This window comes from Mesorhizobium sp. M8A.F.Ca.ET.181.01.1.1 (genome assembly GCF_004792025.1).
Taxonomy (GTDB): domain Bacteria; phylum Pseudomonadota; class Alphaproteobacteria; order Rhizobiales; family Rhizobiaceae; genus Mesorhizobium.
Genome location: NZ_SRTV01000007.1, coordinates 146,725 through 159,028, shown reverse-complemented (window position 1 = coordinate 159,028; position 12,304 = coordinate 146,725). Strand labels below are relative to the sequence as shown.

The 12,304-nt window shown below is 63.9% G+C and carries 10 protein-coding genes; 4 read left to right on the top strand and 6 right to left on the bottom strand.

The window, feature by feature from the left end:
- Positions 1-115: 115 nt before the first annotated feature.
- Positions 116-862: an MOSC domain-containing protein gene (locus EN824_RS23880; RefSeq protein WP_135932751.1), complete on the bottom strand. Its 747-nt coding sequence runs from the start codon at positions 860-862 to the stop codon at positions 116-118.
- Positions 863-870: 8 nt separating this feature from the next.
- Positions 871-2,826 (bottom strand): acetate--CoA ligase, encoded by a 1,956-nt coding sequence (gene acs, locus EN824_RS23875; protein WP_135932750.1) that lies wholly within the window; start codon positions 2,824-2,826, stop codon positions 871-873.
- Between the two features lie 306 nt (positions 2,827-3,132).
- On the opposite strand from acs, the gene EN824_RS23870 reads away from it, so the two are divergent.
- Complete coding sequence (locus EN824_RS23870; protein ID WP_023784217.1) at positions 3,133-3,405, top strand: usg protein; 273 nt, start codon at positions 3,133-3,135, stop codon at positions 3,403-3,405.
- 126 nt (positions 3,406-3,531) lie between these two features.
- Here EN824_RS23870 and EN824_RS23865 read toward each other — a convergent pair whose 3' ends face one another.
- A complete protein-coding gene (locus tag EN824_RS23865; protein ID WP_127277734.1) occupies positions 3,532-4,566 on the bottom strand; it encodes an aldo/keto reductase in 1,035 nt (344 codons plus the stop codon).
- 55 nt (positions 4,567-4,621) lie between these two features.
- Complete coding sequence (locus EN824_RS23860) at positions 4,622-5,803, bottom strand: MFS transporter (RefSeq protein ID WP_127277733.1); 1,182 nt, start codon at positions 5,801-5,803, stop codon at positions 4,622-4,624.
- 137 nt (positions 5,804-5,940) lie between these two features.
- Between EN824_RS23860 and EN824_RS23855 the strand changes: the two genes are divergently transcribed.
- The gene (locus EN824_RS23855) at positions 5,941-6,846 is read left to right on the top strand and encodes a LysR family transcriptional regulator (RefSeq protein WP_127873371.1); all 906 of its coding nucleotides are present in this window, start codon (positions 5,941-5,943) and stop codon (positions 6,844-6,846) included.
- A gap of 56 nt (positions 6,847-6,902) precedes the next feature.
- Here the strand turns inward: EN824_RS23855 and EN824_RS23850 are convergent, their stop codons facing one another.
- On the bottom strand, positions 6,903-7,952 hold the full coding sequence (locus EN824_RS23850) for an aldo/keto reductase (RefSeq protein WP_127873372.1): 1,050 nt from the start codon (positions 7,950-7,952) through the stop codon (positions 6,903-6,905).
- Between the two features lie 101 nt (positions 7,953-8,053).
- Positions 8,054-8,716: a YggS family pyridoxal phosphate-dependent enzyme gene (locus EN824_RS23845; RefSeq protein WP_127873373.1), complete on the bottom strand. Its 663-nt coding sequence runs from the start codon at positions 8,714-8,716 to the stop codon at positions 8,054-8,056.
- Positions 8,717-8,869: 153 nt separating this feature from the next.
- On the opposite strand from EN824_RS23845, the gene leuS reads away from it, so the two are divergent.
- Positions 8,870-11,494, top strand: coding sequence for a leucine--tRNA ligase (gene leuS / locus EN824_RS23840; protein ID WP_135932749.1), 2,625 nt, complete (start codon positions 8,870-8,872; stop codon positions 11,492-11,494).
- Positions 11,481-12,059, top strand: coding sequence for an LPS assembly lipoprotein LptE (gene lptE / locus EN824_RS23835; RefSeq protein WP_127279371.1), 579 nt, complete (start codon positions 11,481-11,483; stop codon positions 12,057-12,059). Before leuS ends, lptE begins: the two co-directional genes overlap by 14 nt.
- Positions 12,060-12,304: the final 245 nt, after the last annotated feature.

Sequence of the window (12,304 nt, the reverse complement as noted above, 5' to 3'; positions counted from 1 at the left end):
GAAGCGGCAAGGCGAGCCGCGCCAGCTGTATGGCGCGGTTTTCTGTCATGCGTATTACAGGCAGCGTGAAGAGGGAGGCCACATCTCTATCGCACCAGGGCGGCGCGCTACGGGGCTATGCCGCCACGAAACGCATCGGCGCACCGATATCGACACGGCCGGGTTGGTCGACGGTGCAATAGACGCCGAGATTGTGTGCGTTGTAGCGCACCAGATTGCGCAGGATGCCGGGATCGTTGTCGAAACCGTCCTGGGCAATGATGGTGAAGCCGCAGCGGCGGCATGGCTCGGAGATGGTCAAGACGAGGTCGCCGATGGCGAGCTTGCGGCCGATCCATTCGGTTTCGGGAAACGAGCCGTCGACTGGAGCCATGTCGACGACGATGTTGGGGCGGAAGCGGCGCGGATCGGCGGCACCATCGGGATGCAGTGCCTTCAGCCGCGCCAGCGAGGCCGTGGTCAGGAGATGGATCGGCGCCTTCTTGTAGCGCGCCTGCGTCAGCGGGCCGGCATAGGCGGGCGGGGCGTTCTCGCGGCCGAACGGGCGAATCGAGGCGGCAAAGCCAAGATAGTTCGACACCGCGCGGTCGCATTCGGGGCCTGGCGCGCTGAGCCAGTCGCCGCCGGGAACGGCGATTTCCAGTACGCGATCATGGCTCAACCGGGTCCTGATGCGCGGCACCTTGTGCCACTTGGCGTCACGATCGGGCCGGGCGATCTCGTTGTCCGACGTATCGACGAGGCCGAACATACGGTCGCCCTCGATACTGTCGGTGCCAACCGCGATCGCCTCCAGCCGCTCGCCGGCGAGCGAACTCGCCGGATAGCGCCAGAGTTCGGCAACGCAGCCGACCGCGGCCATGGCCGGCGTCAGCCCTTCTTGTTCTGCCGGTTGGCGACGAGGTCGTCGACCACGGCCGGATCGGCAAGCGTCGAGGTGTCGCCAAGGGCGCCGAAATCGTCCTCGGCGATCTTGCGCAGGATGCGGCGCATGATCTTGCCCGAGCGGGTCTTGGGCAGGCCGGGCGCGAACTGGATCTTGTCAGGCGTGGCGATGGCGCCGATCTCCTTGCGGACATGGGCGACAAGTTCCTTGCGCAGATCTTCGGTCGCTTCGACGCCCCTCATCAAGGTGACGTAGCTGTAGATGCCCTGGCCCTTGATATCATGGGGATAGCCGACGACTGCGGCTTCCGAGACTTTCTCATGGCTGACCAGCGCCGATTCGACCTCGGCGGTACCCATGCGGTGGCCGGAGACGTTGATGACGTCGTCGACGCGGCCGGTGATCCAGTAATAGCCATCGGCATCGCGGCGGCAGCCGTCACCGGTGAAGTACTTGCCCTTGTAGGTCGAGAAATAGGTCTGCACGAAACGGTCGTGATCGCCATAGACGGTGCGCATCTGGCCCGGCCAGGAATCGGTGATGCAGAGATTGCCATCGGCCGCACCCTCCAACACCTTGCCCTCGCCGTCGACCAGCTGCGGCTTGACGCCGAAGAAGGGCCGCGTCGCCGAACCCGGCTTGAGGTCGGTGGCGCCGGGCAGCGGCGTGATCAGGATGCCGCCGGTCTCGGTCTGCCACCATGTGTCGACGATCGGCACCTTGCCGTCGCCGACGACGTTGAAATACCACTCCCAGGCTTCCGGGTTGATCGGCTCGCCGACGGAGCCCAGCACACGCAGCGACTTGCGCGACGTCTTCTTCACCGGGTCGTTGCCGGCGCCCATCAGCGCGCGCAGCGCCGTGGGCGCGGTGTAGAAGATGTTGACCTTGTGCTTGTCGATGACCTCCCAGAAGCGTGACTGCGAGGGGTAGTTCGGCACACCTTCGAACATCAGCGTCGTGGCGCCGTTGGCGAGCGGCCCGTAGACGATGTAGCTGTGGCCGGTCACCCAGCCGACATCGGCGGTGCACCAGTAGATGTCGCCGTCATGATAGTCGAAGACATATTGGTGCGTCATCGACACATAGACGAGATAGCCGGCGGTGGTGTGCAGCACGCCTTTCGGCTTGCCGGTCGAGCCCGACGTGTAGAGGATGAACAGCGGATCTTCCGCCTTCATTCTCTCCGGCTTGCACTCGGACTTCACCGTCGCGACTTCGTCGTGATACCAGACATCGCGGCCCGGCGCCCAGCCGATCTTGGCGCCCGTGCGGCGCACGACCACGACGTTCTTGACCATGACGTGGTGCTTGGCGGCGATGTCGATCGCCTTGTCGGTGTTGTCCTTGAGAGGAATGGGTTTTCCTCCACGCAGGCCTTCATCCGATGTGATGACGAAGGTCGATTCGCAGTCGACGATGCGGCCGGCAAGCGCATCCGGCGAAAAGCCGCCGAAGACGACCGAATGGATGGCGCCGATACGCGTGCAGGCCAGCATCGCGTAGGCCGCCTCCGGGATCATCGGCATGTAGATGGTGACGCGGTCGCCTTTCTTGACGCCGTGCTTCTTCATCACATTGGCGAGCCGGCAGACATGCTCGTAGAGCTCGTTGTAGGTGATTTTCTTGTCGTCGTAAGGGTTGTCGCCTTCCCAGATGATGGCGGTCTGGTCACCGCGCTTCTTCAGGTGGCGGTCGATGCAATTGTACGAGACATTGGTCTGGCCATCCTCGAACCACTTGATGGAGACCTTGCCGTCGAAGGAGGTGTTCTTAACCTTGGAGAAGGGCTTGAACCAGTCGATGCGCTTGCCGTGCTTGCCCCAAAACTTGTCCGGGTTTTTCACGCTGTCGGCATACCATTTTAGGTAGGTGTCATTGTCGATCAGGGCGTTCTTCTTCCACGCCGGCTTGACGCGATGAACATGAACCTCGGACATTTCTTGGCTTTCCTCCCGAACCAATCCGCCAGCTTGAAACGCCTGCGGGATCGCGGCGACGCAGCCGCGAATTCGGCGGCATTATTACCAGTTCCGCCGCGACGGCAATATTAGACGTTGGATTCGCGCGGCGGGATGCCGCAGGGGCGCTTTTCGAGACTGTCAGCACTCGAAACGGTTCGCTGCTAACTGCATGTTTTCGTGGGAAAAGTTCGTTTTGCGATCAAGAAAAATCAATAGACAGTTAAGTAACGGCGCGCACAATTGGTGCCTGGGAGGAAAGGAGAATCAACCTTGGGGACCGCAATGCGCGACCATCTTGAAATGGACCTGATGCTCAAAGGCTACGGCCTGACCACGGCCAAGATTCTTTATCATTTTCCCGACCACCCGCATCTCCTGCAGAGCTTCGTCTGGCAGGACTACGACATCGCTCCGAAGTTCCCGGTGCTGATCCGGTTCATCGAATTCTGGAAAGCCAAGCTGGATGGGCCGCTGCATTCGGTGGTCTATACGCACCAGAAGCTGATCGCGCCGAATGAATGGCGCAAGGTGGATGGGGAGTTCGTCCTGCACTGAGGGTCGGATAGGGCGACGATGGCTGTCGAGGAAGGCGTCCTACGGCGCCCCCCTCTGTCCTGCCGGACAATCCGGCAGGACAGAGGGGGGCGCTGTCCCGCGACGTAACCTGTTAGCGCCTATCAATCACACCGCCGGCGGGTTCAGCCGTGCGAAGCCTTCCTGCCGCCGATAGGGGAAGTACGGATAGGGGGCGGTGACTTCGCTCGCCGCGTCCAGCTTCTTGACCTGCTCCGGCGTCAGCGTCCAACCGACGGCGCCGAGGTTCTGGCGCAGTTGCTCCTCGTTGCGGGCGCCGATGATAACAGATGAGACGGTCGGGCGCTGCAGCAGCCAGTTAATGGCGATTTGCGGAACCGTCTTGCCGGTCTCCTCAGCCACCGCGTCAAGCGCCTCCATGACCCTGTAGAGATGTTCGTCCTCGACCGGCGGGCCGAAGCTCGCGGTCTCGTGCAGTCGGCTCTTTTCCGGCAAGGGCTGGCCACGGCGGATCTTGCCGGTCAGGCGGCCCCAGCCGAGCGGACTCCACACCAACGCGCCGACGCCCTGGTCGAGGCCGAGCGGCATCAGCTCCCATTCATAGTCGCGGCCGAGCAGCGAATAGTAGACCTGGTGCGCGACATAGCGTGGGTAGCCGTGCGTCTGCGCCAAGCCGAGCGACTTCATCACTTGCCAGCCGGAGAAGTTGGAAACACCGACATAACGCAGCTTGCCGGAGCGAACGAGGCCGTCCAGCGTCGCCAGAACTTCCTCGATCGGCGTCCCGGCATCGAAGGCGTGCAGCTGCAGCAGGTCGATATAGTCGGTGCCGAGACGCTTCAGCGCGGCATCGACCGACTTGATCAGCCGCGAGCGTGACGAGCCGTGGTCGGCCGGGCCGTCGCCCATCGGCAGCGCGGTCTTGGTCGAGATCAGAACGGCGTCGCGGCGGCCTTTTATCGCCTCGCCGAGCACCTCTTCCGAGGCGCCGTTCGAATAGACGTCGGCGGTGTCGAAGAGGTTGACGCCGGCCTCGAGGCAGATGTCGATAAGCCGCCGCGCTTCTTGCGCGTCGCTGTTGCCCCAGGCGCCGAACAGTGGGCCGGATCCGCCGAAGGTTCCGGCGCCGAATGAAAGCGCCGGGACCTTCAAACCCGATGCGCCGAGACGTCGATAGTCCATTTTCTTGCTCCTGGTGGTTTGTGAAGAAGTGAGGCGATTCGGATGTCGGCTGATGTCACAACCGGACGGAGGCGGGCGCGCCTGATGTGGCGCCGCGATCGAGGCGCAGCGCCAGTCCGGCCACGGCGAGTGCCGCGAGCGGCAGCAGGGCAGCGACCCAAGTGAGCGAACCCAGTCCAAGGCCATGGGCGATGACCGCGCCGCCAAGCCAGGCGCCGGCGGCATTGCCGAGATTGAAGGCGGCGATGTTGAACGATGAGGCCAGGCTTTGGCCGGCGCCTTGCGCCTTTTCCAGCACCCACATCTGCAGTGGCGCCACGGTGGCGAAGGCGGCCGCACCGAGCAGGCCGACATAGATCACGGCCATGACCTGGCTGTGGATGGCGAAGCTCATCGTGGCAAGCACCAGCGCCAGCACCACGAGACTGCCGAGCACCGCCGGCACCAGCCAGCGATCGGCGACCTTGCCGCCTGCGAGATTGCCGGCGATGAGGCCACCGCCGAAGACGAGCAGAATCGGCGACACGGCTGCTTCCCCGAAGCCGCTGATCTCGGTGAGCAACGGAGCGATGTAGGTGAAGACGGCGAAGACGCCGGCATAGCCGAGCACCGTAGTGGCGAGGCCGAGCAGGACGGGCGTTCGGCGCAGCACAGCGAGATCGGCGCGCAAGTCGCTCTTCTCCGGCGTCGCCTGGCCACGCGGCACCAGGGCCAGGATGACGGCGAAGGCCGCGAGGCCGACCGCGGTCACTGCCCAGAAGGTCGCGCGCCAGCCAAAAGCCTGGCCGAGCCAGGTGCCGAAAGGTACGCCGAGGATGTTGGCGATGGTCAGGCCGGTGAACATCAGCGCGATCGCCGAAGCCTTCCTGTTGGGCGCGACCAGACCAGTGGCGACCACCGAGCCAACGCCGAAGAAAGTGCCGTGGGCAAAGGCGGTGATGATGCGGGCACCCATCAGCGTCCAGTAATCGGGCGCCAGCGCACAGGCGAGGTTGCCAATCGTGAAGATCGCCATCAGCGCCAGCAGCACGGTTTTGCGCGGCCAGTTGCCGGTGGCGATGGTCAACAGGGGTGCACCGATGACGACACCGAGCGCATAACCCGAGATCAATTGGCCGGCGGCCGAGATCGACACACCAAGATCCTTACTGACATCGATGAGCAGGCCCATGATGACGAATTCGGTGACACCGATGCCAAAGGCACCGGCGGCGAGGGCGTAGAGAGCAAGAGGCATGGCGTTTCCACTTTGAAAGACGGGCCGTTCAGGCGATGAGCGCCTGTCCAACCCGCGCCCCGACCGGGAAGATCGTGTTGCCGAGTGCTGTGAACCAGACTTGATCAGGGCATATTTTCTGTGAAATAGATTCACAGATGGCCAGACCCGACATAAACCGTTCCGGCGAGATCGAAGTCTTCGTGCGCGTTGTCGAGGCAGGCAGCTTTTCCGCCGCGGCGCGCGCGCTGCGCATGACGCCGTCGGCCGTCAGCAAGCTGATCGCGCGGCTGGAAGCCCGGCTTGGCGCGCGGCTGGTCAGCCGCTCGACGCGCAAGCTGCTGCTGACGCCGGAAGGGGCGGCGTTTTATGAAAGCGGGCTACGCATCCTTGCCGACATGGCGGCGGCTGAGCGTGAGGCGGCCGCGGGCGCCGCGCCGCGCGGGCGGCTGCGCGTCAACACCTACGTGCCGTTCGGGGTGCACCGGCTGATCCCGCTGCTGCCGCGCTTCCTCGAACGCTATCCCGAAATCTCGGTCGATCTGGTGCTGACCGACAGTGTCATCGACCTGATGGCCGAACGCGCCGATGTAGCGATCCGGGCCGGGCCGCTCGGCGAATCACGGCTGGTGGCGCGCAAGCTCGGGCAGAGCCCGGTGGTCCTCGTTGCGGCCCCTTCCTACCTCGAGCCGCATGGCACGCCGCTGACGCCAGCCGATCTCGACACACACAACCGGATGGGCTTCGGCTTCGTCAGGCATATTGACGGCTGGCCGTTCCTCGACGCGCAGGGCAATGCCGTCATGATCCCGATCACCGGCAACGCGCTGGTCAGCGATGGCGAGGCAATGCGGCTGATGACGCTGGCCGGGGTAGGCATTTCCCGGCTGGCGCGCTGGCATGTGGCGGCCGATATCGCCGCCGGGCGGCTGGTGCCGCTGCTGGAGGATTTCAACCCGGGCGACGAGGAGGCGACGCACGCCGTCTATGTCGGCCAGGGCCGCCATCTGCCGGCACGGGTGCGGGCCTTTCTCGATTTCCTGGCCGAGACGGTTCGGCTGTAGTTGGAGCCGCGCGTCCATGGGATACGCGGCTTCGAAAAGGCCGGCTTTCCCGCAGGCTATGCCTTAGGGACGAAGGGCGCCGGACGCCGGCCGGCGCCCTGGCGCTCGACCATCCAGCCGGGATATTCGGCCGGCAAGGCGCTCACCTCATCCAGCCTGGCGAGATCGTCGGCATCGAGCTTGAGGCTGGTGGCGGCGAGGTTTTGTTCGAGCTGCTCCATGCGGCTGGCGCCGATTATCACGCTCATGACGAAAGGCTTGGCCAGGACATAGCCGAGCGCCACGGTGGCGACGCTGACATCATGCTTCCTGGCGACCTCGCGCATGGCGGCGACCGCTGCCCAGGCGCGCTCCTCGTTGACCGGCGGGAAGTTGAAGGACGCGCGGCGGCCCTCGCCATTGCCCGGCGCGCCAGGGCCGTATTTGCCGGACAGCAGGCCGCCGGCCATCGGCGACCACACCATCAGGCCGAGCTTCTCCTCGTTGATCAGCGGCACGATCTCGCGTTCGAGGTCGCGGCCGGCGATCGAATAATAGGACTGGATGGTCTCGAAGCCGGCAAAGCCCTTGCGGTCGGCGATGCCGAGCGCCTTGGCGATGCGCCAGGCCTGCCAGTTGGACACGCCGACATAGCGGACCTTGCCGCTGGAGACGAGATCGTCGAGTGCCCGCAGCGTTTCGTCGATCGGCGTTACCGCGTCGGTGCCGTGCAACTGATAGAGATCGATATGGTCGAGCTGCAGCCGTTCGAGGCTGGCATCGACCGAATCCATGATGTGGCCGCGCGAGGAGCCGCGCTGGTTCGGCCCGTCGCCGGTGGCGGCATGGACCTTGGTGGCGATGACCACGCTCGACCTGGCAATGCCGAGATCCCGGAGCGACTGGCCGAGCAGGCGTTCGGACTCGCCGAAGGAATAGACGTCCGCCGTGTCGAAGAAGTTGACACCGGCGGCAATCGAACGGCCGACGATCTCGTTGACGCCCTTCTGGTCGAGGCTGGCGATCAGGCCCCATTGGGCGTTCTGGCCGGCGGCGCCGAAGGTCATGGTGCCGAGGCAAAGTTCGGAAACGAAAAGCCCGGTATTTCCAAGCTGATTGTAGCGCATGGCGAAAGCTCCAGAGAAATGTGTGATGACACGAAACAAATAGGAACGGTACGTTTCGTTTCCAGTGCTGGTGCAGCGACCTCGTCGATCTGGCCCAACGGCTAGCGGCTGCCGAAGATGGCGGAGCCGACTCGTATGCTGGTGGCGCCAAAGGCGATCGCCGTTTCGTAATCGCCCGACATGCCCATCGACAGTCCGGCGACGCCGGCCTCCCGCGCCAGTTTTTCCAGCAAGGCGAAGTGCGGGCCGGGATTCTCGTCAGCCGGCGGGATGCACATCAGGCCTTCGATGGTGAGGCCGTGGACTTCCCGGCAGCGTTTGACGAAGGCGACCGCCTCGCGCGGTTCGATGCCGGCCTTTTGCGGTTCGGAACCGGTATTCACCTGGACATAGAGTTTTGGCGCCCGACCTTGCCGGACAATTTCCTTGGTGAGCTCGGCGGCGATCTTTTCGCGATCCACCGTTTCGATGACGTCGAACAGCGCTACCGCCTCCTTGGCCTTGTTCGACTGCAGCGGGCCGATCAGGTGCAATTCAATGTCGGGGAAAGCCTCCTTCAGGTCAGGCCATTTGCCTTGTGTTTCCTGGACGCGGTTCTCGCCGAAGACGCGCTGCCCGGCCTCGATCACGGGTTGGATATCGACGGCGTCGAAGGTCTTGGAGACCGCCACCAGCGTCACCGCGCCGGCTTCACGGCCAGCCTCCTGCTCGGCGGCGGCGATCCTCGCCTTGACCGCGAAAAACTGCTGAACGGTGTCGCCCATATGCAAATCCCGCTGTTTTGACCCGCGTTTTTGTCGGACGCGATGCCCATATGGTTGACGGGTTTGCCAAACCATGGTGAACACCCGGACCACATTTCGCGAACTGCCGGGCTCTTGCCCGCAGTCCGCATGCTTTTAAGTGAAAAACGTCCCATGGCAACCGAACGATACAATCCGCGCGCGTCAGAACCCAAATGGCAGAAGGCCTGGGCCGAAAAGAAGCTTTTCGAAGCGCACAATGACGATCCGCGCCCGAAATACTACGTGCTGGAAATGTTCCCCTATCCGTCGGGGCGGATCCATATCGGCCACACCCGCAACTATACGATGGGCGACGTGGTGGCGCGTTACAAGCGGGCCAAGGGCTTCAACGTGCTGCATCCGATGGGCTGGGACGCCTTCGGCATGCCGGCCGAAAACGCCGCCATGCAGAACAAGGTTCATCCCAAGGAGTGGACCTACCAGAACATCGCCACTATGCGCGAGCAGCTCAAGGTGATGGGCCTGTCGCTGGACTGGGCGCGCGAATTCGCCACCTGCGATGTCGATTACTACCACCGCCAGCAGATGCTGTTCCTCGACTTCGTCGAGAAGGGGCTGGTGACGCGCAAATCCTCCAAGGTCAACTGGGACCCGGAGGACATGACGGTGCTCGCCAACGAGCAGGTCATCGACGGACGCGGCTGGCGCTCCGGCGCGCTGGTTGAGCAGCGCGAATTGACGCAGTGGTTCTTCAAGATCACCGATTTCGCGCAGGACCTGCTGGATTCGCTCGATGGCCTCGACGAATGGCCCGAAAAAGTGAAGCTGATGCAGCAGAACTGGATCGGCCGTTCGGAAGGTCTGCTGATCCGCTGGCCGCTGGCCTCGGAAATTGCCGGCGAGCACGAGCTTGAGGTCTACACGACGCGGCCCGACACCATTTTCGGCGCCTCGTTCATGGCGATCGCCGCCGATCATCCGCTGGCCAAAAAGGCCGCCGAGACCAATCCGGCGCTGGCGAAATTCATCGACGAAGTCCGCCATATGGGCACTTCGGTGGCGGCGCTGGAGACGGCTGAGAAGAAGGGCTTCGACACCGGCATCCGCGTCGTCCATCCCTTCGACGGTACTTGGACGCTGCCGGTCTATGTCGCCAATTTCGTGCTGATGGAATATGGCACCGGCGCCATCTTCGGCTGCCCGGCGCATGACCAGCGCGACCTCGACTTCGCCAACAAATACGGCTTGCCGGTGGTGCCCGTGGTGATGCCGGACGGCGAGGACCCGTCGGCTTTTCAGGTGATCGACGTGGCCTATACCGACGACGGCGCGATGATCAACTCGCGCTTCCTTGATGGCATGACTCCGGACCGGGCTTTCGACGAGGTCGCCAGGCTGCTGGAACAAAAGACCATCGGTAATCGCCCCATGGCCGAGCGCAAGGTGAACTTCCGCCTGCGCGACTGGGGCATTTCGCGGCAACGTTACTGGGGCTGCCCGATCCCGATGATCCATTGCGAGGATTGCGGCGTGGTGCCGGTGCCGAAGGCCGACCTGCCGGTCAAGCTGCCGGACGATGTCGATTTCGACCGGCCGGGCAATCCGCTCGACCGTCACCCGACCTGGCGGCATGTTAAGTGCCCGCAATGCGGCAAGGACGCGCGCCGTGAAACCGATACGATGGACACGTTCGTCGATTCGTCCTGGTATTTCGCCCGCTTCACGGCGCCGTGGGCGCATGACCCGACCGATCCCAAGGCAGCGAACGAGTGGCTGGCGGTCGACCAGTATATTGGCGGCATCGAGCATGCGATCCTGCATCTGCTCTATTCACGCTTCTTCACCCGCGCCATGCGCGAGACCGGCCATGTCGACCTGGCCGAGCCGTTCAAGGGCCTGTTCACGCAAGGCATGGTCGTGCACGAAACCTACCGTGTCGGTTCGGCATCGAACGGCCGCTGGCTGGCGCCGGCCGAAGTGCGGCTGGAGGATGTCGACGGCAAGCGCCGCGCCATCGACATCGCCACCGGCGAGGCGGTCACCATCGGCCCGCTCGAAAAGATGTCGAAGTCGAAGAAGAACACGGTGAGCCCGGAAGACATCACCGATGGCTACGGCGCCGACACGGCGCGCTGGTTCATGCTGTCGGATTCGCCGCCCGAACGCGATGTCGAGTGGACCGACGATGGTGCGGCCGGCGCGCATCGCTTCATGCAGCGCATCTGGCGGCTGGTGTCGACGGCGGCCGAGACGCTGGCAGGCATCGCACCGAAGGCCGCCAATGATGGCGACGCCGGAGCGGTTTCCAAGGCCGCGCACAAAATCCTGAAGGCGGTCGGCGAAGACATCGAGAAGCTCGCCTTCAACCGTGCCATCGCCCGCATCTATGAACTGGCCAACGCGCTGACCACTCCGCTCAACGAGGTGACGGAAGGCAAGGCTGATACGGCGCTGAAAAGCGCTTGCCGCGAGGCCGTGGAGATCATGGTGCATCTGATCGCGCCCGTGATGCCGCACCTTGCCGAAGAGTGCTGGGAGGTGCTGGGCGGCACCGATCTGCTCGCCGAACGGCCGTGGCCGGTCTTCGATCCGGCGCTGGTCGTCGACAACGAAGTCACCTATCCGGTGCAGGTCAACGGCAAGAAGCGGGGCGATTTGACAATTGCCCGCGACGCGGACCAAGGTGCGGTCGAAAAAGCGGTCTTGGCGCTCGACTTCGTGCAGAAAGCACTTGAAGGTCAGGCTCCGCGCAAGGTGATCATCGTGCCGCAGAGGATCGTCAATGTCGTTGCCTGATCGGGAAAAGACAGAGTTGAGCGGTCTGCTGCGCCGCATCGCGCTTGCCGGTCTTGTCGGTTCGCTTGCGCTCGTCTCGGCCTGCCAGGTGCGGCCGCTCTATTCCAGCGCGCCGCTGTCGACCGGCTCGACCGCCAATGCCGAACTGGCGTCGATTGCCGTCAAGCCGGTCCGGACGCGTTATGCCCAGCAGGTGCGCAACAATCTGATCTTCGGGTTCGGGCGCGGCGCCGGCGAACCGGCCTCGCCGCTTTATTCGCTCGATCTCGGCGTGACCGAAGCCGTTGAATCCTCGGCGCTGGTCCAGGTTGGAACCGATCAAGACGAGCCGACCGCCGGTTCGGTGACACTGACCGCCGGCTACACGCTAACCGATGCGAAAACCGGCGCGGTGATCGCGGTCGGCAAGCGGGCGATCACCTCGTCCTTCGACAGGCCGCGTCAGGAGTTTGCTTCCTACCGGGCGCAGATCGACGCCGAGAACCGTGCCGCGCGCGAACTGGCCGAGGCCCTGCAACTGTCCATCGCCCAGGATCTGGCCCGGCACGGCAAGACGGCCAGCTAGCGCGAGTCGCCGTATCAGATGAGGGCCGAATCGCCCCTCTCTCCTTGATCGCATTTCCTGTTCCCGGCGATCGGACTCGTCGGCAGCCGTGCTGTTTGGCGGCATGTAAATCTCCGCCCGCTGGTTGTCACGCGAGCAAAGGCTCGCCCTTTTTCCAATAGCCGCATTCGGATGAGCAACCGGTTGTGGAAACACGATCGGCTGCTCGAATCCTCATCGTGCGGCGTCGCCGCGAAAGATGCGTC